Here is a 20,397-nt window from a genome sequence, read left to right on the forward strand (position 1 = left end):
AATGGAGGAAAATCCTTTGCCTGGATGTCCTAATGATATTTCAATCCTACCATAGTGCGATTAAAGGCTGGCCAAGAACCCCGACCTGGGCGCCGCCATCAACATTTCAATCCTACCATAGTGCGATTAAAGGTCCGTGGTTTTTGGCCAGGTAAGCACCTCGCTATGCTATTTCAATCCTACCATAGTGCGATTAAAGGCCGTGGCCTTGAGGTTAAAAATAGGCCTAAACTGATCTTAAATCAAGGCTAATGTATCAGAAAGGCTAGGTGCTGATCGTCGAAGGGCAGTAATAGGATTTGCCCTGGAGTGTGACGACCTGCTCCGCTACCTGTAAACAAGGTTTTCAGCAGTTTTATAGGGACAGCAAAGCCAGGAGGTTACGACATGGGAGTACGTCGACGACTACAGAAAGGTATCGGTGCTGCCTCGCTCGGCACCCAACACTTCCTTTTCAAGCCATTTCTCATCCCGGCTGGCAAACACAATCAGGCTGTCGTTGTCCTGCATGAGTTTGTGGGCTTCTGCCTTGAACTGCTTGAGCTGCATGGGGGTGAGCTCTCCTTCCAATACGGAGTTCTGGATCCAATGCAGATAGCGCCGGCACAATTTAAGCATTTTACCGGTGCGTTTCTGGTCCACATCATATACCACGATTACGTACATGGGCTACCACCAGGCTTTGAAGGGTTCATAAGGCTGTATCTCCAGCAAATGCTTACTTAGTTTATAACACTCCAACCGCACCAGGTGCTTGTAGCTGACAGAGCGACCCAGGCTTCGGTGCTTGATGGTTTGCTGCAGACGCTCTTCCCAAGCCTGAATGAAAGTTTTTCGGCCACCCTCCTTCAGCCGGATACCGTTCAGCTTCCGGTCGAAATCGGAAGCAGAGAGCTGACGCTTGTTCAGTAAACTGAAAATGGTGCGGTCTACCAGCAGGGGTTTGAAGATCTCGGCCAGGTCGAGGGCCAGGCTGAAACGCCGCTCACCCGGCTCGTGCAGAAAGCTAATGGTCGGGCTTAGCTGAGTGTGGTAAAGCTGGTCGAGACAAAGGGTATAACATAGCATGTTTCCGAAGCTGACAAGGGCATTTACCTCGTTGTGGGGTGGCTGCTTGCTGCGGCGTTCCAGCTTCAGTTCGTCTTGCTGCAAGATATCGTCAAAGGCTGCGTAATAGCATTGACGAATATTTCCTTCCAACCCCATTAGGGTGGGCACATCGGCCGCACCGGAAAGCTCCATCATGTGCCGCTCAATGGCGGCAATGCATGCGTCGAGCTGACGGCCGCGCCCCTGATAATAGCGAAGGTTTTTAAGCATGTTGAAGCCCGCTCCCTCTACTACCTTACAGGCTAGCGCCATGCGTTTTTTGGGTTTGCTGTAATGCAGAGCCTGGGCTACCTGCAGCCGACCGGCCTGCAGGTACTCCCTGGGGCAAAAGCTGCCGGTGTAATGCTCATAATAGTCGAAGAAATGCACGCTGATGCCTTCCTTCCCCAGGAAATTGAACAGGGTACTGTTGGCATCCAGACTTCCAAAGCAATAAAGCTCTGCTACGTTCTCGACCGGCAGAAATCTGGCTGATCCCTCTTGTCCCTGCTGGTCGACGGGTGTAAATTTTAGGGTATTGTCTTGGCGGCTCAGACGACCGGAGTTGAAGAGGTAATAGGTCTTTTTCATTCGCTCCAGCAAAAATCGTAGTAACTGCATCCCTTACAGATGCGTTTTTGCACCCGCTCCGGCGGCTGGGGCAGGGTTATAAGTGTATCTATCTCCTGCAGCAGCAGTTGTAACCGGGCTCTATCATCCGCTTCCAATGTAATGGTCTCCGTACGTCGAAGGGCCGGGTACTCCAGCAGGCCGGTGGCGCCCGCTATACCTGCCTGCTCCAGCAGCCAGAGGTAATACTTAACCTGCCAACGATGGGCTTCTTCGGCCTTGTTGCTGCGCTTGATTTCGTGCACCACTTTATTTTTAGCATCGTAGTAATCGATCTTGGCAGGCCCCAGCTGCAGCTCTTCGTAGCGCTGCGCTCGCTGGGGGTAGCTGTTTTCGTGTACGAACTTACCATCGGCAACCACCTCCGAGGTATGCTCCATGCGGATGCCGTGTGCATGGAGCCACACCTTTCTGTCGCACAGAAAATGATAATTCAGAAGGGTGGGAGTAATTTCAGGCAAAAGCTTATTTTTTGCTCAATTGATTCTCATAATTGAAACTAGCGAGGGTTTCAACAATAAATAGTTCCGCCTGATATAACGCATCTGGCATACCCTTTTCTGTCACAAACCCTTCTGCAGCAGGAGATACAAATAAATTAACATCTTGAATAGCGTTATTTAAGCTTGGTAATGCCTTGCCAGCTTCTATCTCATCTAACTTTGCCTGTATTGCATAGGTGATGGTATTGGCATTTTGGCCAATGGCCAAGGCAAGGGTTTCCATTGGGCTATAGGTACGCGCCTGATTGCTGGTGATACGCCAGTTTACCAAAGCATATGCCAGGGCAGATATCAATTCTTTCCTTCTCTCTGCCGGGCATATCAGGCATTTTCCAAATACATTAGCCGATTCTACCCAACCATTGCTACGCAATTTTTCTATGGTTTCCGGAGATAATTCCGGTTCATACCCATCCAGCGATACACTGAAAAGCGTGCGCATGTCTATAGCTATGTCCTGTACGAATAAACCTGAAGCCCGAGTATTGTTTGGGATCCATTTACGGCGAAGGCTTCTGTCAGAACCTTCTAATAGTTCTTCTACCTGGGCTTCGGGAATTGCATTACCTTTTGCATCACGAACAATCACATTGTGAATGCCAGGCCGTTCGCTTCGGTCGAAGGTTATGTTTTCTTTTTCTATTCCCCCCAAGAGAGGATGCAGTAAACGCATGGCAGAAATGGAAAGCGGACTTCTGCGCTTGATGGTTCTTTTTTTACCACCGCTTTCCGCCCGCATCCAGCCACCAAAAAGCTGATCAGCATAAGTAGGATCACATTCTGTATATGCTTCTCCTTCTCCTAATTGATTTTTTGCATTTAAGTCGAAGAAGAAAGTAACTGGGGCTGGCTGCTCATTTAATCGATCGGTTAGGGTGGTGAGCATTGAGCGCTTCACCTGTTGGCCACTGGAATAGGGTACTTGCTTGTTGAAAATAGGGTCGTAGTATCTTTTTTGGCCATCTTCTACACAAAATACAGTATGATCGGCATGCTTCAGGGTTCTGATATAAAGGTATGGATTCATAGTATGATAAATTTTTGGGTTAGGCTAGGTTTTGGTTTTTCTGAAGGGCATGCTCAAACTTGAGGAGAGCAATAAGGTACTTCACCCGATCTTCAGGCAGCCGTGTTAATTGCTCTACAATTCTGCGAAGGGCCTGGGGTTGGGGAAAGTCTTCTGCAATGGCAGCTAGAGCAATAATGAACAGTTCTGGCTTAGCTGAGGATATAATCTTTTCCACCTCATTAGATCGCTTGGTACTAATCCCCTTGTCCTTACTCATTTCGTACTCGGTAAGGTGCTGCACGAGCAATTTCGCTTCCTCATGCAATTCTTTGTTGTTCAGCATGGCTAATATCCAGGTTTTAAATACTTTGATTTGAACTTCTTGTAGATGGTGGTCTTCTTCGCTTTTGGGTTTTCTGATGGTCTGCTTCTCAAATAGAGCGCGGAAATCCGCAGGTTCCAGAGCTCGCAAACCTATCGCCCCAAACTGACAGGCTTTATGAAAGGAAAAATGGCCTCCGTACATGCTTTCGATGAGCGGGGCATTATTTAAATAGTCGTTTTTGCCAAAATTTCCTGGTAAAGGGTAAGCGCCTTTTTGACCTCTGCGAGATGAAGGGATACAAAGCCTATTGTGGTATTCATCTGGCTAAAGGCATAGACATAGGCTGATACTGCTTCGCCTTTGAATAAGCGAGACAATGCGAACAATACTTTTGGCCAGTGTGAGGTAATTACCTGATTCATCCCCTCATCAAAAGCTTTTTGTTCCAGCCGCCAGTTGCTTACTTGAATTGACTTTGCACCAAACCGATGCACCAACCACTGACCATTCCAGGCCTCCACCTGATTGCCTTTTAGGTTTGGATAGGATTTGTTGTTGAGGTAATTGTTCCTGTAATACTGCCAGCCATCAAACAATTCTAGTAAGAGCTCAGCCTCATTTATTAAAAGACATAAGCCACCTGAAACCCTTATACCAAAACCATTCCCAATCCAGCTGGCATAAATGAGATCTTCCTCTGACTGCAGACTTAGATTAGTAACCTGGCCTGATGTTGTTGCATACTCCTTCTCTTCTGCTGCCGGGTAGCCTATGGCAAAGCTACCATCTGGCTCTACGGCCAAAATCTTTTCCTGAAGTTTTAACAGTTGCTGAATTCTGGCCTCCCCTGTTTTAGGAAATGGATTTACAAGCGGTGAGTTAATTACCCATTGCAGATATTTATCGTGATTGTAAAAGAGAGGATGAAATACCTCACTAAAGAATGTCTTTGCGCTATGCGTTGTCCCTTGCCTTTGATTAAAGGCCTGAAGGAACGTTTGTCCTATTACTGATGCGTACATAGTTAAAAGAACTGTTGCTCAGGATTAAATTTTTGTTTCTCCTTCTTCGGAACCAGCAATCCCAGATCGCTTGAATAGATTTCGTTGGAGACAATAAAAGGCTTTGAGCCCAGTTTACTCTGACCTATAATTAAATGGGCAATGCTTCTATAGCGAACCGGGATTTCAAATTGCATGCGATCAAAGAAATTAAGCCGCTCATATTCTTCCTGATCTTCGGCTGTAATGCACAGAGCCGAATCAATTTCTAAGGCCTCAAGAAGTACTGATTTGCTCTTATGCCGAAGTTTAGCAAACTGCCAGCGGCCATCGGCGTAAATCTCCTGATCCTGTATGGAGTATTCTTCGTCCAGCTTTTGATACACTTCATCCAACATTTGGCGAACACTATTTTCCTGCAACACTGCTCCATCTGGAAGTGCTTCAAAGCTTCTTTTCACAATATCTGGTTCGTAAGGCCTGGTGGTTGCCCTTGCTTCCAAGATGTAGACAGGCTTTGATAGTCCAATTGTCTCTTTTGTTCGCTTTCTGTTCACCCTGCCAAACCGCTGTAATAAGGCATCTAGTGGGGCCGCTTCTGTAAAAAGCACATCAAAGCTGATATCCAGGCTTACTTCAACCACCTGGGTTGCTATTACCATACAAGGCCCCTCTTGAGCATTCCATGCAGTCAATAGATTTTCTCGCTCAGCACGCTCACCTCGCTTAAAACGGCTATGCAACAGCATTACTTTTTCATACCCACTGTGCTTCTTAGCGTACTTATAACACTGCTGAGCAGCCGCTACGGTATTGGCTACTACCAATATTTTTTCCTGTTTTTGACTATGGGCTTTTAACAGCTGCAGAGCTTTTTTCAAACCCACCAGTTTAAAAACATCGTGGCGATTGAAAGCCTGAAGTTCCTCCTGCTTTAGTGAAACAGTATACACTCGGTCCTGGCCAAGAATTTCTATCAATCTGTTTCTAAGCACTGTAGGCATGGTGGCCGTGCCGATATGCAGGCGGCAGTTTAATGCATCCAGTACTTCCACCAGTTTCAACACTATGCTCTGACTTACTTTAGAGTAGGTATGAATTTCATCCAGTATTATATCACATCCCTCCAAGTCCAGTGCTAAAGCTTCATATCCTCTTAGGCCAAACACAAGTCCGGCCAATTGGTGTGGGGTTAAGACTTTTACACTGGCACCAAATAATCCCTGCAAAGCAGTTTCCTGTTTTATATTCTTTTTCCCCACCAGCTTCATGTGTGAAGTGGCATGCTGAAGCCGGATAGATATATCGGGATTTCCTGGCCGTAAACTATCCTCAAAACGCTGATGCATAGCATTTATGGAAGCCTGAAACGGGAGTGTGTAAAACATTCTCCCCTGGCAGCGCCTCACTAAATAATCTGTTTTACCAGCACCCGTTGGTGCCTCTACCAAGGTGTGAGGCTTATTACTTTCAGATGGGTAAAGCGATAAAGGATATAATTCATTTTGCCTGGAATGATAAAAGGAAAGATCAGGTACTTGGAAAAGATTTTGTAAATAATGGCCAGTATCTTTTGCCAGTGCAGAGGCAAAGTAATCTCCACCCATCAACACCCCTTTCCATTCCGACGGACCCGCATCAAGGTCCTCACAATATTGAATAATCTCCTGCAGCAATAATGCAGCATCTTCTTTGGCAATCGGCTTACAGGCATAACCGAACGCTTGCAGAAAGTCAATCCCCTTTTGCTGCCAATTGTCCCAATCCTTTAGGTACACTTCCAGCAAATCCTCCCGAGCCCAATCGTTATCCAGGTCCAACAAACCTTTTTGGCCTGCATCTTCATAAATAGATTTATGATGGCTCACTACCATTTCAATAAGCGCAGGATGACTTTCCTTCTCGAAAGCATGGAGAAAGAACAATGAGCCTATTTCGTGCCTGTAGGGACATTCATTGGCTTCTCTTCGTCGCCCTTGCAATTGTGCCTGAAAGTAGGGATGGCATTTCCCAAGATCATGCAATACCGCTCCTGCCCGAGCTAGCGAAAGATCCATGCCCCTGTATTGAGCAAACTGCTCTACTGCTTCCAATACATACTGCAGATGTAGGTGCAATGGAAGGTTTTCCGGATCTCCTTTGGCCAAAATTTCGGGATAAAGTACCATCAGAAGCTTAGTACATTAGGAATCTTCGTGATATGCATTTTGCCATACATAGGTTTTCCGTCGGCAAAGCGATTATATCCAACTAGAAAAGCGCCCTCACCCTGCTGAAATAATAATTCGATGCCTGGAAATTGATCTCCATCAGAATTGAATATTTCTTCTTCTACTTCATTAGGCTCACCATCGGGAAACATCAGGTCTTCGTTGCGGGCCAAACAAATATGCTGTTCCGCAGCTCGGGCTGCATCTTCGGCACTTGCAAAGGCCAAGTACAATTCAGGATATAAGAGCACACCCCTTGTTAAAATAGACCTTGGCCGCTCGGCGCTGGCATTGCTTCCTCTTCCCTTTTTATTCCATCCTCTTGTTTGCGTTTGCTCCTGCTGCTCAACTACGCCCGAATAAATAAGGCGATGCCTCACAATCTTTTGTGGTAAATCATAATCTAGTTGAAGCAGTTCTGGGAAAAGCTTTTTTTCCATGCCTATTACCATTGATGGCGTAAGAAATTGCTGGCTAAAGGTTTTCTCATCCCGCACCGCCGTCCAAGGCTTTATGAATGCGAAATGTCCTTTGAATTTGAGTATATATAGGTTCATAAATTTTAGATTTTCTCCACCCACCCAAACCCCATACTTCCCTTCTCCCCAACCCCCGCTGCATACAAGAGTCGGTGTATCTCTATCGGAGCTTGTAACTTAAAATCAAATAAATAGCCGCGCACCTTTGTCTCCTGATCGGTGAGGGCTTTGATGGTGACCATCTTTGATTTTGGCTCTGGAGTAAGTAAGCGGAATTGTAACGCTTTCTCCTCCCACCCTTCTATAGCTCCGCCAGCTCCTACTAACTCCTTGGACGATTGATATCCCACCCATTTATTTACCAAGTTGCTTAATAAGGCATCGGCATACTGAGGATGAGAGGGGTGCAGGTATTGAGCATACCGCCTGCCTTCTTCAAAGCGGCTGATGACAATAGGCGAAAGGGCACTGTAGTGCATGCATTCCTGAAAGTGGGGTTCCGAAAGAGTTGCTACTTTTGCCACTTCCATATCGACCTGACTGATGCGGTTTCCCAGGCCCAGGTGCTGATGGATGAATACCCCTTTAATAAAAGCTTCGGCAGCTTGCTCAGCCATAAAACCTACCTGCAGTTGGATTTCCTCACCCAAAAGTTCAAATACACCCTGGTCTTTATGAATCCTGTAGGGTTGCAACATGAGCGGAGAGAAACAGAAAAGCTTAAATTTTTTACTTCCTGCTCCATACCCTTTCTGATGTAGAAAATCAGCATAAGCAGCATCGGCAGCAGCCATGCGCTTATAGACCCAGGAGGAGAGCTCGTATTGATAGTTAAGTGGAAGGAACCGGCGATTGCCCTTTATCACCAGGGTAAACTGAAAGCGCATGCAGAATATCAATAATGGTAGCCCAATCAATATAAGAATAACCCTAACAAAATTCATTATAGCAATTCATAAAACTTCTCCTAAAATATGCTCTACTTCAATCCCCCCATTTACTCCCTGACATTCAATCGAATAGATGTCACAAACCGACTATAATTGAGTCTTTATCCTGTAGCACAGTACATTTTTTTAAATCAAGCTGAATACAATCGCAAAGGAGCTACTGCCCTATGTTCAAAACAGAGGAAAAATATCATTACAATTCTTGATTCGCGAATTGAGAATTATTTAGATATCTTTACTGATAAACCAGCATACTTTATGAAAAAGCATAGTGGCATGCGCCCTCATGATATAGCCGTCCTACTTAAAATAGCCAGCAAGGGGAAAGAGCCCTGGTTCATGAAAGACCTGGCCTATGAACTTGAAATAAGTGCCAGTGAAATAAGTGAAAGCATTAATCGCTCCATGATTGCCGGCTTAATAAGCAGTGACAAGAGAACACTACGAAAATTGTCCCTCCTGGACTTTTTAAAGTCGGGGCTGCGATTCGTATATCCCCAACAACCCGGCTCTATGGTTAGAGGCATTGGAACAGCTCATTCTGCCCCTCCCCTGAATTCTGAAATCGTTAGTGCCGAACAGTATGTCTGGCCCTATGGAAAAGGGAATGTCAGAGGCCAGGCCATTAAGCCCCTCCATCCAAATACTCCGGAAGCCTGTCTGAAAGACAAAAAATACTATGAGTTAATGGCCTTGACTGATGCTCTCAGAATAGGAAAAGTAAGAGAGCAAACTATTGCCTTTGACATGATTAAGGAACGAATTGAACATACCTAAAAACCAGCCGGTTAACAGAAATACCATAGAGAGAGTCGCATCAGCTTTGGGAGAGCTAATGATGACATGATCTAAGTGGGGGGTGCTGTAATTAGCTTGTATATTACTGATGAAGGGGCGAAACAATCAAGGCCAACTACAGACCTTGGTTTATCCGTACAGATAAGTACTTATTCACACATAAATCAGGCTTGGGAGAAATTAGCATCCAGGGGGAATATATCCGGCACCAATTTAAAGGCCTGAACTATGCAGGCCTCTAAATTGAAAATTTGTGCTCATATAACCTCAGCTAAGAGGCTGGAGAATTTAGTGGCATTTTTCTCTTCTACCCGCTGAACAATTTTATCAAGCTCAAAAGTAGAAACACGCTGAAATTTTCCAAGTCCCCCTTCCAGCAGACCATCCAGCTCCATATTTGAAGCGGTGGTTCCTTTATAAGAGTCCGCGATCAGATAGAATACATGCTCAGAGCTGAGCTGATTCCGTTCTCCAAAGGATTTCAGGCGCTCAACAACCGACTCGTATTCGGCCAATTTCTTTTGCAGCACATCGATGCGCTCATTGTTCAGATCAATAGACGATGAGGCAATGATCGCCCCGTTTACTCCAATATTATCCAAATGATAATCGAAATACAGAGTAGGTAGCGCCTGCTTTTGCAAGGTATAGTTAACGTCTACCTTGTCCTCCAGTGGCTTGTATAGTTTGTCAGCTATGCGTCTGACAAACTCACTTTCCTGTACCTCATTCTTTTTAGGCACCTGGGCATCGATAATTTTTACAAAATACTTCCCAAAAGACTTTTGGTCAAATTCCCTGTCTATAAGCTCCGGCACTGAGAACTGTAGAATGCCGGTATTATAAGCGTGCAGCTGTTTAGCAAAAGCCAGGTCAATTTTACTGCTTTGCGCAAGCAGGGATGCCTGAGCCTTTTCCACTAAAGCATCCTGTTCCTTTTCAACGAACTGCTCAAACTGGGAGAGAGAAAATTTTAATAGACGCTGGGCAGCAGGATTAAGTTTTTGGGTGAGCTTAAGCTTACGGTCAGAGAGTTGAAAGAAAACTTTTTTGCCGGACACAGCCAGCAGGCCAACGGCAATGTTCTCATTGCTCCACTGGTTGCTCACATACCGTACGATGCTGTAAAAGCTTTTCATTTCTTTAAATAACTTAAATATGAAGCAGCAATGCGCTTATTCCTAGCCTCATCTTCAAAAAACTCCTTGAGCTTTTTCCGTTGCTTCTTAGAGAAGCCCCAGTCTTTAGGAACCTGATCAAAGATGTAATCTAACTCTTCTAACGTATTCTTTATACAAATCTCTACTTTTCCCGCCAAATTCTCCAACACCTTATGGTTTTCAAACCTACAGATCGAGCGAACAAAGCCACAGTCCATAATGCTTTCCGGGACATGTACCATAGCATCCCGGACCTTATGATAGGGCTGATAGGCAAAAGCAGCCGTATGATCTATGGGATGAAAACAAAATTTTCCGCTGTCAGAGTTCTGAGAAAGCAGAATATTAGGGTTGCTCTTTTTGCGATCCCTGTTACCTATCCAAAGATCAAAGACGCCAATCAGAAGTAGCTCAGGCCCGTATTCAAAATCCTGGTATTCTTTTTTGGACAGGCTGCCTATATATGGAGAAAAGTCCGATGCCAGCTCAACCAATAGGGATCCAAACAAAGGCTGTTCAAAAAACGACTCCTTATATCTGGAAGAGTAGTGAAAGTCCTGTGCTACATGAGGCGGAATGGTGATGATGGCCATTTCAGGAACCTGAAGCCCCCAGACCTGGGCCATGTAACCACAAATCACTTCATTAATAAGCTCCCGATAAGGATGTTGCTGATCAGTGAACTTAGCAACATACAGTTGATCATCATTGCCCAATACCAGTAATGGACCGCTTCCCTGAGTTGTATATTCCCGCAGTACTTTTGTAGCAACTATGTTCCTGATGGGAGTAAGCAATGGTTTGATAGATTATTCTAGCGCAGGGAAGCACAAATGAAAAGCGCAGTCAAGACGGCAGAAGGCACTAGCCCTACTACTTTTTTTCCTCCATCATCCGTTCGAGCAGGGCAATCTTCTCCCGCTCGCTTTTCAGCAGAGCATCGTATAGCTCGACGATCTTGTCGATGGGGTTGAAGTTATAGTGATTATTTACACCTGCTGAGTTATCATGGAAGGTGTTTGATATGAAATTCACAGCCTTCTCCTCACTAAAGTTCTTGATGGCCTCTACGGGCACACCCAGCTGAGAGGCTACTTTCTGCAGCAGTTCGGGTTCGAGTTTTTCTTTCTGTTCCATCTGTGATACGGCCTGCTGGCTAAGGCCCAGTTCAAAGGCCAGGGCATCCTGCTTGATGCCCAGGATCTCGCGAATGCGCTTTACATTTCTTCCTTCATGAACGGGTTCCGGCATGGTGGCGGCTTTCATAGCGACAAGTTTAAGCTAAGTCTTTGTGGTGTAAAACAAGCAGGCAGCTGTATGCTACAAGGGCTGCTTGTGGGATACAAGGCCAATCAGCTGTTTCTTCACAGAATAAAGCTGATAACAATCTTTAACAGCAAGATACGAAAAAATGAGATATCCAGACTTGTCCACCACTAAAATGAACCTGCCATGCACACCTCCTTCCACCATCTCCCTGCTCTGGAGCAGCAACAACTGGAGCAGGCCCTTGAGCTGATCAAGGCCCTGGTCGCTCCTGAAAAAGTCCTGCTGCTGCCGCAACCAGCACTCACTGGTATAGACACCAACGTAGCCCCTGTCCCCTACCCCTACTGCCTAGATTTTTTGGTCCTGCTCGAAAAAGCCGGTAATGCCCAGCGCTCCGAGCTGCAGGAAAAGCTGAAAACTGCCTCCAGCGGGACCCGTAATAGCGCGGGCTACAGCATCAGCAGCACGCAATGCCACATCCTGCTGGCTAGGGCACGAAAGCTGCTGCTCATTGCCCGCTGCATCTGCCGCAGCCGGATCCTTTCCCTGCAAGCCGCTGCTTCTATTTCCACTTCAGCTTTCTCCTGCCATGAAACTGCCCTTTAAGAAAAAGCCCTGGGAAGGGGCTCAGATCGTCGAGATCCGGCTGCTCTTTCCTGCCCACAGCTGGATGCTCTGCCGCCTGCTGGCTGTGGATCCCGAAAAGCTCATCCTGGACTTTCTCACCACCCTGGGCGGGGAAAGCTACAGCAGGCAGGGCCCGGCCCGTCAGTTGCTGGAGGAGTACCTTCTCCATTGCGACTATGGCCAGCAGCACTACACCCCCGAAGACATTCGCCTGATGCTGGAGGAACTCAGAGCCATCGGCCTGCTCTGGCCCAGGGAAGCCTCCCGCAAGATCACCCAGCGCCATACTGCCTGGCGCAATATGTACCACCAATACTGGTACCGCAAATGGTATGACAAGAACAGGAGAAAGCATTAAGGCCACTACACACCTAAACTTACCGAACCATGGAACCACAAAACGAAACTGCAGACAAGCACAAAGTGATCCTGCTCCCCAAGGATTCTCCCCTTAACCATAAGGTCATCGAAAAGCTCCACGAGCTGTTGGACTTCACCTCGGCCAGGGAATTTCGGGAGAACCTACTGGAAGTTTATCTCAGTTACATCATCTTCACCCATGAAGGCCCGCCCCTGAATTTCGACCGCATCGCCGAGAACATGTACTGGCTGATTGGCTTTTTTAAAAAAGTGGATGAGGCGGTGGATGAGAGATAAGTGAAACGACTTTCCTCTCTCCCTCCCCATCGGAACAGGCGCTGATTGTAGGCTGATTACAATGGCCCTTTCCTTCCCTATCTTGACTATTGTCAGCTGTCGACACCTGATTGTAGATAATTTTTGGGCTGCAGTAGCTTTCTGCAGGGGACTGTCTACCCACAATAAAAAAAATCTTCAATAGCTTCTAGGTCTGTCGACACCTGCTTATGATGCTCCTCCTTGCTAAGGATTTGGCTAGGTTTCAAGCTGCTGTCTACTTCAAAATCTTCGTTTCTCTGAGTAAGAGGGTGGACATAGTGCGGAGGAAGCAGGCAAGCGTAATGCACTTTGGCAGTAGCTTGGCTTGGCATGTTTTTATTTGGCCGCGCCGCGTAGGCCCTGATAGAGGGAATTCCGCTTTTCCTCAAACCTGACCCAAGGAAGGTTTGGCCCTGACGGCAGGAAGGGCAAAGGGCCACTACAGGTTCTTAATGGGCTGGAAGGAAAAAGCCCCTACTGCGCCGGGCGGTAAGGGCTTTTTCGTTTAGAGGCAAACATCAATGTTTATCTATCAGCAGAAACAACAATGCTTGAAAAACAAAAAGTGTTCCTCCTGCAAGATAGTACTTACCATAGGCACTAATCCCCAGCATCCTTTTTGTTCTCTTTAAGTTTATATCTACCAACACCAACATTGCTAGTGCTAATTCTAGATAAAATATAAGTTGAGCTTTAAAATCATCATAAATGATGTACCTAAAGCTGAACACTAATGCTATCAAGGATAGGATCGATACAGATAAAAGAAGTAAGAATGAGTACTTTTTCTTCATTACCATTCCCAAACTTCCTAATAACCAAAAGGACCAAAACAGGAAGATAAGTACATACCATCCCGTGGTGATAGGATAACTAAATATGGGTTCACTGTTTCCAAAAAGGTTCTGAATCAATTGATAACCAGCAAAACAGGCGATTATAAAATATATTATATCAAAGTATCTGAGCCTACCCATATTTATTTCTTTTTCGGTCCTACAGGTATATTTATAACCTTATTTCTTAAGGTGTACTTCGTCCGCAATGGTGTTATTCCTTTCTCTTGTCTCACTTCATTAGTTCTTTGGACTGCCCTTATTTCTGACTTTTCAACTGCGGTACTTGGGTTAGCTTTTACTTCCTTTTCATAAGTGCCATCTAGAATGTCTTTTGCATGTGATAGTTCATGATTCAATGTCAAATAAGATTTGGATTTAACTCCGTCAACCTCAACGCCATCTGCCTGAGAATATTCAATTTTTGCATGGTAGCCATCAGGTCGATGATCTATATCTGTGCTAGTTTCAGCAAGGTTATCCGCGTCTCCTGATCCTTCACTAAAGAAATTCTTAATCACTCCCACTACACTCCAGGCTTCAGTTATAGTTACATCTTTTTCATGTTCATCTAAATATTTAAATAAAGCTTTTCCTGCTTTTGTCTTTTCTAACTCTGCTCTGTCTTTATTGAATTGGGCAACGAATTCTTCTGAACCTCTTACCCTGATTGTATCTCCTAAAAAGTCAGAATATAATATAGGGTTATTACCCATACCCACATAAGGACTTTCTCTTTCAGATGCCTTAGGATCTGTCTGCATCCACCGACCTAGAGAAGCATCGTAACTCCTATAATGCGCTAAGTAAAATTCCTCTGCTATATCATCTTGCTTTTCAATACCATTATAAAGATACTTATTCTCGAGTCCTCCTTCCTTCTGATAGGAGTTAAAAGTAAGTCCGAAGGGGTAGTAGCTATCTTCCTGTATGATCAGGCCATGGTGGTGACTTACCTGGAAGTCATCAAAGTAGACTTCCATGTCCCTGGTTTCGGGCGAATAGCTCTGCCCATCGGCTAGGTCCAGCTCCAGGTTCATATAGCCTGCTTTGGTGACAATATACTCAATTTCCAGCAGTTCATGGTGGCCTGCGGCATTGCCCCTGCCGATGGCCGCTTTGCGGCTCACTGCCTTAAAGCCCCCGTCATGGTCCTGGGGTCTCTTGCTGTCGGCTACAAACTGCCAGCTTAAGAAGGCCTTTGGAGGGCTGTCATCGGTAGGGGAGCGCATCAGCATGCTGGCCCCGTTCTCTCCGATGATTCGGGTGCCCCCCGCCTCTGTGGCCATACTGAAGCCGGGAGCGCCCGACAGGGCCATCAGAATGGCATCCGCGCTCATGCCCCTGTTCTTTTGCATGTCCAGGTACTTGGCCCATACCTGGGCCCGTATGGTATCTCCGGGCAGTACCCGAAGGGTTTTCCTGGGTCCTTTATGGACGCCCTTGCTGCCGTTGAGCCTGGCTACTTCCGGCCTATGGCCAAGGGCCCGCCTTGGATTGGTATGGGTATGGTCCAGGGCAAGGATTACCGGGGCCCGGCTTTGATGCATGTTCAGAAACTGGGACTCTTCCTCTTGGGCGTTTTCCGTTTCCATAGTGGCCAGATAATGATCTACCTGCGGCCTTGAGGTAAAGGTTAGCCGCACGTTGCCCAGGTGATCCTTTAGGTGGTACTGGTACTCAGGGGCAACATCGGCTGAAGCCTGCGCCAGCACCAGCCTTCCTTCGGCATGCTGCATAAACTGCAGCTGCTTGTTTTCGTAGACCATGCCACCGATATAATCCCCCTGGCGCAGCAGATGTTCTGCAGCATCATAGACCTGCTGGCGCAACTTAATGCCGGCAGCATCATAGGTGTAGACAATTTTACTGCCATCCTCCTTTACTACTTCCTGGGGCAGGTTCAGGTGGTTATAGCCTATGTTGTTGATGTTTTTATTCAGGTCCCGCTCCATGTTGCCGTTGGCATCATAGAAATAGGTATCAGCCGAAGTGGTGCTGGCCTGTTTGAACCCCTGGTCCCTGCTTCCTGCATCTGTTACGTTTAGGAGCCTGTTGCCGCTGTAGCGATAGCCGAGCCTATCCATATTGTCATAGATCTTCTGCTCCCCGTTCTGCTGCACCAAGCCATTGCGGTCCAGGCTAAGAATGTTGCCGTTCAAATCGTAGGTGATGTTGCCTACATCGAAGCGGTCAGCAGCGGTATCCCAGTTGCCAGGAGATCCTGCCACATAGTCGGCTCCTTTTATCCTGTTGGCCCTGTCATAGAGATAACCATAGGCCTGCACTTCAGTACTGTTGGCGCTTTTCCACTTCATGCCGGCAATGTTGCCATTGAAGGCGTTTTCTTGAAAGCCCCGATCGTAGTAGAGGTTCATGCTAAAGAGGGCATCTACATTTGGAGCGTCTGCCTCCAGGTCATTGATGCTGGTCAGCCAGCCTCTGATATTGTAGCGGTAATCTATCTTTTGCAGGAAGCTAAGGTGATCTTCATCCTCGGAGTGCAGCTTTTTGCTGATGAGCTCGCCCAGCTCGTTGTACGCATTGCGCGAGAGCAGGATTCTGGAAGAAGCGATGGGCTCATCGACCCCTTCTATAAAGGAAGCCTTCACTCCATCCACTGAGGTACCCTGATTATTTAAAGCAATGTCTACCAGCAGCGAAGCTGTGGAAGTTTCCGTTGAGGTATAAAACAGGATGCCGTTATGATAATAGGTAATGCTTCCATTCTGGCGCTCGATGCGGAACCTGTCCCCGGTCTGAAACAGGGTATTGCGTATAAACTTGAAGCCGCCTCGTTCATAGACCCTTACCTTGCCATCCCCATGGATCCATAGCGTATAGGTGCCCGTGGAGAAGTTATGGTTGGGGTTCTGCTCGGAGAGGCCCAGCTGGTATTCTCTTGGCCCATCACTGATGCTCCATTCGATCCAGCCATTAGCATTCTGGCCCAGTTGCTCTTCGGAAGAAGCTCCGGCATTGCCCCAGCCTGTAGGTGCTGTTTTGGTGATTTTGCGCCCCTCTACCAGCACCCCTGTATGGGATGTCCAGGTAGCCATGCCTGCCGTGGAGGCAGGGGGTGGTGTATTGACAAAGGATGCCTGTACCGCTTCTACATACGACCCCTGAAGCCGCATGGTAATATCAACCAGCAAGGGTTCGGTGGAAGTGGCTAATGACTGGTAAAACTGGTTGCCATTGTGGTAATAGCGGATGGTAGTGCCCTGTCGCTCTACTTTAAAGCTATCGCCGATGCTATAATTGACAAAGGTGCCTTTGAAGGAGTTGCTTTCATACACACGCGCTTTTCCATCTTCGTGCACCCAGATGACAAAGGTACCGGTAGAGAAGTTATGATTGGCATTGTTGATGGAGAGGCCCATCTGATAGCCCTGGGTGGTGCCAGCGACTTTCCACTCTATCCAGCCGGGGGTATTGGCTGCCAGCAGTTCAGTTGAGGAAGCTCCTGCATTGCCCCAGCCAGCGGCTGCTGTTTTGGTAATCTTGCTTCCATCAATTTCGACCCCTGTATGGTAAGCCCAGCTAACAGCCCCAGCCCCTGCACTTTGTTGCTGTACGGCTGCGCTGTTTGCTGCTGCCTGCTGAGAATCGCCCAGTTGATGGTAGGTATCCAGCAGCCTTCCGCTATGGTCATAGGTGAATTCGGTATAGGAGACAAGGGCCGGGCTGTTTTCCTCCTTGGTGTGCTCCTGTTTGGTCAGCAGCACCTCGTCATTGACTGCGTTGCGATACAGTATAGTGGAGATATCCCTGCCTCCAAGGTGGTTATCCGCCTGGGTTTGGATGGGCCTTCCCTTGCTGTCATAGAAAGATAGCGTGGTCAGCCAGTCAGCACTACCCAGCACCCGCACCTTGGATGCTGTTACCCGCCCGATATTGTTGCTGGCCGGCTCCGGTTCGGGGCTTAATTCCGAAAGGTGGTAGATAGCCTCATCTTCAACCCCATTCCGGTCCAGGTCATAGTGGTCGTAGTATGTAACTGAGAGATAGTAGCTATTAGTGCTTGCTGCATTGGGCATGATCCTAGGAAAGGCATTGCTGCTGTAGCCCATATGAGCAGTATTGGCCTCAGCTACTTCTACCTGGATATTATCGGCATTGGCCTGCAACTGAATGTCGTCTCTGCTTGCGTCAATTTTGTAGATGCCAGTAAGAACGGGCCGATTAAGCTGGTCATACTTTGTGAAGCTCCATTCCTTCTTTTCTTTTTGGTTGCCATCGCGGCTAAGCACCAAAAGGTCTCGCTTGTTATAGACCATCTCCACGGGATCGGCACCAGGCACCCACTTTTCGATCATGCGCCCCCTGCCGTCATAACGGTAGCGAAAGCAGAACTTTTTGGCCAGGTCTTCTGAGATGTTCCAGGAAGCTGCCTGTGCTTGTTTTACCCCTTCCGGCTGGATAACGACCCGCAGGCGGTTAAAATCATCATAGACATAAAAAGTCCACATGTAATCCTCAGTACTGGTAGGTGAAGGATTATCTGTAAGCTGCACTTTCTTCAGCACCACCAGGCCAAGCTTATCCTTGTACTCCAGTACCTGACTTCTATGCTCATCTGTAGTCGTTGTGATATAAAGCTGGTTTTCTCGGTAAGTGCCATTAGTTTGGGGCAGCAGACTGTTTTCATTTACCTGCCAGATGGGAATCTCTCCATCAGTAGCGATCGTATTGCTGCGCCAAGCAAAGGAAACCTCCCTGTCGCCATCCATGCGCCAACTCTCCCCGGGGGCAGCACTTTTTATTACCCTGTCCAAGGGGGAAGCCTCAAAAAGCTGTTCTGCAAAAGCATAGCCTGAAGAGGCAACAGCTACGGGCGGCTGCTGGTAGAAGTCCCACTGCTCCTGCAAGCCATTAGGCCGGTATTCGCCCAAGGCCCCCTGCACATAGGGAAGAAATTGCTTGGGCTGCCTGCCCAAAGCATCATAGGCCATGGGCTGGATAATATCCTGTTTCAAGGGAGAAGCCTGCCGACTCACTGCCTGAATGGGCCTGCCCAGCCCATCGAAGTACTGGGTGCTGATGGCCACCTCTTCTACCGGACTTTGGAAGCTTATAGAAGCAGAGGAAGTAATCTCAACCTTCGGCGTAAAGGTCCTGATGTAATTGACTTTGGGAGATACCGTAACAGGCTCCGGCCTGGTCGACGGCGAAATAGGGGTAGGAAGAGAATCTGTGGGACGGTTACCAATCGGAGTGAGATTGCCTGGTATTACTGAACTTTCTACTTGTAGGTGAAAGGTAGAAGAGTAAAGGGTTAAATTTGTCACCCAACTGTTGGTAATTTCACAGCGAAATAAGGCTTGTGTTTCACCGACACTTAGACCAGCCTCATAAGAAGCACCAGTGGCTCCTGAGATATTCTGCCAGTTGCCATTTTCCAGTTTCTTCTGCCACTGATACAAGTTATATGTTGCAGTATCGTTATTTGCAAGAATAACAAAGGAAGATGTAGTCGATAAATAATGTTTAACAACTTGAATCTCTTGCAACTGAGGGCTATAGGAAAAATGATCAAATGGATGGACACCTCCTACGCCTACAAAATTAAGTTCTAGTTGACTAAAAGACAAATAACTAGAACTTACATCTATATAAAGATTGTGCTTATTAATATGATTTGAGAAATCAGGGATACTTTCTATTGAAGTATTCGATGCAAATAGTTGTGAAAGAGATGATATATTGGCTAACTCAGCTGGAATCATTCCGCTAATTTGGTTCCTAGATAAACCTAAGGACTGAAGATTATACAGATTGCCTAACTCAACAGGAATAGGACCAGAAAGCTGGTTGTTATCTAATAGGAGTTGCGTAAGGGATGGGGTATTGGCTAACTCAGCTGGGATAGTCCCGCTAAGTTTGTTATTAAATAGCCAGAGCGCTTGTAGATTAGGAAGCTGAGCTAACTCAACAGGAATAGGACCAGAAAGCTGGTTGTTATCTAATAGGAGTTGCGTAAGGGAGGGGGTATTGGCTAACTCAGCTGGGATAGTCCCGCTAAGTTTGTTATTAAATAGCCAGAGCGACTCTAGGTTAGGAAGCTGAGCTAATTCAACAGGAATGGGACCAGAAAGCTGATTACTACCTAATAGTACATGATTTAGAGATGAGATATTGGCTAACTCAGTAGGAATCGTCCCACTAAGCTTGTTACCATATAAAACGAGGGACTCAAGATTGGACAGATTACCCAATTCATTAGGTATTGGGCCAATAAGCTGGTTACTCCCCAAGCGCAAGCTTCGTAACGCAGCAAGTATATTGATCACTTTAGGTATCGAACCAGTTAATCCATTCTGATGGAGATTAATGCCTGTAATATCTCCATTTGTAACAACTACTCCATGCCAGTTACTAAAATGAACAGAAGGATCAAGCCAATGCTGCTTATTTATCCAAGTAGAATTACCACCTGTACTGTAGAACAACTCCTCCAAAACCTTCCATTCGATTGAATCAGGAACCATACCCTCAATATTCGAAGAAGTAGAAAAATTCGTTTCTCCCCCAAGGTTGAAATCCTTTGAATTTAATGTCCCGCTGGGATTCGTTTCTGCATCATTTCTTAGATCAATTTTAGTCACTCCATTTGTCATGGTTGTGATTACAAAATCACCTAAATTTATTGATACTTTAATTAGCACATTTTGTGAAGTCGTATCAATTCTATTTTGAATGATAGCAGCCTCAGACTGTATAGTATAAGCACCCAAAAAAACCACTAACATTATGCGCAGAAACAATATGCAAGCTTTAGTTCTTTGCAAGAAAAACGTAAAATTCATATTTCAGAAGTGAAATTGCGTCAA

At 46.5% G+C, this 20,397-nt stretch carries 17 protein-coding genes; 4 read left to right on the forward strand and 13 right to left on the reverse strand.

The features are described 5' to 3' along the window. Window positions 1–405: 405 nt before the first annotated feature. The 9 genes from cas2 to cas6 are packed head-to-tail and all read right to left on the reverse strand — an operon-like array spanning window position 406 to window position 8,133. Window positions 406–666: a CRISPR-associated endonuclease Cas2 gene (gene cas2, locus ADICEAN_RS03105; RefSeq protein WP_009194067.1), complete on the reverse strand. Its 261-nt coding sequence runs from the start codon at window positions 664–666 to the stop codon at window positions 406–408. A gap of 3 nt (window positions 667–669) precedes the next feature. Further along, window positions 670–1,710, reverse strand: coding sequence for a type I-B CRISPR-associated endonuclease Cas1b (gene cas1b, locus ADICEAN_RS03110; protein ID WP_236612855.1), 1,041 nt, complete (start codon window positions 1,708–1,710; stop codon window positions 670–672). Beyond that, window positions 1,677–2,180, reverse strand: a complete 504-nt coding sequence (cas4, locus tag ADICEAN_RS03115) for a CRISPR-associated protein Cas4 (protein ID WP_009194069.1) — start codon at window positions 2,178–2,180, stop codon at window positions 1,677–1,679. Before cas4 ends, cas1b begins: the two co-directional genes overlap by 34 nt. Before the next feature lie 4 nt (window positions 2,181–2,184). After that, window positions 2,185–3,249 (reverse strand): CRISPR-associated protein Cas7/Cst2/DevR, subtype I-B/TNEAP, encoded by a 1,065-nt coding sequence (locus ADICEAN_RS03120; RefSeq protein WP_009194070.1) that lies wholly within the window; start codon window positions 3,247–3,249, stop codon window positions 2,185–2,187. A gap of 19 nt (window positions 3,250–3,268) precedes the next feature. Further along, complete coding sequence (locus ADICEAN_RS03125) at window positions 3,269–3,757, reverse strand: hypothetical protein (protein ID WP_009194071.1); 489 nt, start codon at window positions 3,755–3,757, stop codon at window positions 3,269–3,271. 23 nt (window positions 3,758–3,780) lie between these two features. Further along, window positions 3,781–4,578: a hypothetical protein gene (locus tag ADICEAN_RS03130; RefSeq protein ID WP_009194072.1), complete on the reverse strand. Its 798-nt coding sequence runs from the start codon at window positions 4,576–4,578 to the stop codon at window positions 3,781–3,783. A gap of 2 nt (window positions 4,579–4,580) precedes the next feature. Next, window positions 4,581–6,725 carry a CRISPR-associated helicase/endonuclease Cas3 gene (locus tag ADICEAN_RS03135; protein ID WP_009194073.1) on the reverse strand — a complete coding sequence of 715 codons (2,145 nt, stop codon included), beginning with the start codon at window positions 6,723–6,725 and terminating at the stop codon, window positions 4,581–4,583. After that, window positions 6,725–7,324: a hypothetical protein gene (locus ADICEAN_RS03140; protein WP_009194074.1), complete on the reverse strand. Its 600-nt coding sequence runs from the start codon at window positions 7,322–7,324 to the stop codon at window positions 6,725–6,727. Before ADICEAN_RS03140 ends, ADICEAN_RS03135 begins: the two co-directional genes overlap by 1 nt. A gap of 5 nt (window positions 7,325–7,329) precedes the next feature. Next, entirely contained in the window at window positions 7,330–8,133 is an 804-nt protein-coding gene (cas6, locus tag ADICEAN_RS03145) for a CRISPR-associated endoribonuclease Cas6 (protein WP_009194075.1), read from the reverse strand. A 156-nt stretch (window positions 8,134–8,289) separates the two neighbouring features. Between cas6 and ADICEAN_RS03150 the strand changes: the two genes are divergently transcribed. Next, window positions 8,290–8,973, forward strand: a complete 684-nt coding sequence (locus ADICEAN_RS03150; protein ID WP_236612856.1) for a hypothetical protein — start codon at window positions 8,290–8,292, stop codon at window positions 8,971–8,973. Between the two features lie 278 nt (window positions 8,974–9,251). Here the strand turns inward: ADICEAN_RS03150 and ADICEAN_RS03155 are convergent, their stop codons facing one another. The 3 genes from ADICEAN_RS03155 to ADICEAN_RS03165 all read right to left on the reverse strand — a co-directional run bounded on the left by ADICEAN_RS03155 (window position 9,252) and on the right by ADICEAN_RS03165 (window position 11,420). Beyond that, window positions 9,252–10,133, reverse strand: a complete 882-nt coding sequence (locus tag ADICEAN_RS03155) for a hypothetical protein (RefSeq protein WP_009194077.1) — start codon at window positions 10,131–10,133, stop codon at window positions 9,252–9,254. Then, on the reverse strand, window positions 10,130–10,951 hold the full coding sequence (locus tag ADICEAN_RS03160; RefSeq protein ID WP_152426298.1) for a HipA family kinase: 822 nt from the start codon (window positions 10,949–10,951) through the stop codon (window positions 10,130–10,132). The genes ADICEAN_RS03155 and ADICEAN_RS03160 overlap by 4 nt, the downstream gene beginning before the upstream one ends. Before the next feature lie 76 nt (window positions 10,952–11,027). After that, window positions 11,028–11,420, reverse strand: coding sequence for a helix-turn-helix domain-containing protein (locus ADICEAN_RS03165; RefSeq protein ID WP_009194079.1), 393 nt, complete (start codon window positions 11,418–11,420; stop codon window positions 11,028–11,030). A 186-nt stretch (window positions 11,421–11,606) separates the two neighbouring features. Between ADICEAN_RS03165 and ADICEAN_RS03170 the strand changes: the two genes are divergently transcribed. The 3 genes from ADICEAN_RS03170 to ADICEAN_RS03180 are packed head-to-tail and all read left to right on the forward strand — an operon-like array spanning window position 11,607 to window position 12,707. Beyond that, a complete protein-coding gene (locus ADICEAN_RS03170) occupies window positions 11,607–12,029 on the forward strand; it encodes a hypothetical protein (protein ID WP_009194080.1) in 423 nt (140 codons plus the stop codon). Beyond that, window positions 12,013–12,408 carry a hypothetical protein gene (locus ADICEAN_RS03175; protein ID WP_009194081.1) on the forward strand — a complete coding sequence of 132 codons (396 nt, stop codon included), beginning with the start codon at window positions 12,013–12,015 and terminating at the stop codon, window positions 12,406–12,408. Before ADICEAN_RS03170 ends, ADICEAN_RS03175 begins: the two co-directional genes overlap by 17 nt. 29 nt (window positions 12,409–12,437) lie before the next feature. Further along, the gene (locus ADICEAN_RS03180; protein ID WP_009194082.1) at window positions 12,438–12,707 is read left to right on the forward strand and encodes a hypothetical protein; all 270 of its coding nucleotides are present in this window, start codon (window positions 12,438–12,440) and stop codon (window positions 12,705–12,707) included. Between the two features lie 1,000 nt (window positions 12,708–13,707). Here the strand turns inward: ADICEAN_RS03180 and ADICEAN_RS03195 are convergent. Further along, complete coding sequence (locus ADICEAN_RS03195; protein WP_083879662.1) at window positions 13,708–20,373, reverse strand: DUF6443 domain-containing protein; 6,666 nt, start codon at window positions 20,371–20,373, stop codon at window positions 13,708–13,710. Between the last annotated feature and the right edge of the window lie 24 nt (window positions 20,374–20,397).

Source organism: Cesiribacter andamanensis AMV16 (assembly GCF_000348925.1).
Taxonomy (GTDB): domain Bacteria; phylum Bacteroidota; class Bacteroidia; order Cytophagales; family Cyclobacteriaceae; genus Cesiribacter; species Cesiribacter andamanensis.

Bases quoted from the DNA above. Each gene is read 5' to 3' on its own strand.
- ADICEAN_RS03125 (WP_009194071.1), bottom strand. From the start codon at position 3,757: ATGTACGGAGGCCATTTTTCCTTTCATAAAGCCTGTCAGTTTGGGGCG.
- ADICEAN_RS03135 (WP_009194073.1), bottom strand. From the start codon at position 6,725: ATGGTACTTTATCCCGAAATTTTGGCCAAAGGAGATCCGGAAAACCTT.
- ADICEAN_RS03170 (WP_009194080.1), top strand. From the start codon at position 11,607: ATGCACACCTCCTTCCACCATCTCCCTGCTCTGGAGCAGCAACAACTG.
- ADICEAN_RS03140 (WP_009194074.1), bottom strand. From the start codon at position 7,324: ATGAACCTATATATACTCAAATTCAAAGGACATTTCGCATTCATAAAG.
- cas1b (WP_236612855.1), bottom strand. From the start codon at position 1,710: ATGCAGTTACTACGATTTTTGCTGGAGCGAATGAAAAAGACCTATTAC.
- ADICEAN_RS03155 (WP_009194077.1), bottom strand. From the start codon at position 10,133: ATGAAAAGCTTTTACAGCATCGTACGGTATGTGAGCAACCAGTGGAGC.
- ADICEAN_RS03195 (WP_083879662.1), bottom strand. From the start codon at position 20,373: ATGAATTTTACGTTTTTCTTGCAAAGAACTAAAGCTTGCATATTGTTT.
- ADICEAN_RS03175 (WP_009194081.1), top strand. From the start codon at position 12,013: ATGAAACTGCCCTTTAAGAAAAAGCCCTGGGAAGGGGCTCAGATCGTC.
- ADICEAN_RS03120 (WP_009194070.1), bottom strand. From the start codon at position 3,249: ATGAATCCATACCTTTATATCAGAACCCTGAAGCATGCCGATCATACT.
- cas2 (WP_009194067.1), bottom strand. From the start codon at position 666: ATGTACGTAATCGTGGTATATGATGTGGACCAGAAACGCACCGGTAAA.
- cas6 (WP_009194075.1), bottom strand. From the start codon at position 8,133: ATGCGCTTTCAGTTTACCCTGGTGATAAAGGGCAATCGCCGGTTCCTT.
- ADICEAN_RS03165 (WP_009194079.1), bottom strand. From the start codon at position 11,420: ATGAAAGCCGCCACCATGCCGGAACCCGTTCATGAAGGAAGAAATGTA.
- ADICEAN_RS03130 (WP_009194072.1), bottom strand. From the start codon at position 4,578: ATGTACGCATCAGTAATAGGACAAACGTTCCTTCAGGCCTTTAATCAA.
- ADICEAN_RS03180 (WP_009194082.1), top strand. From the start codon at position 12,438: ATGGAACCACAAAACGAAACTGCAGACAAGCACAAAGTGATCCTGCTC.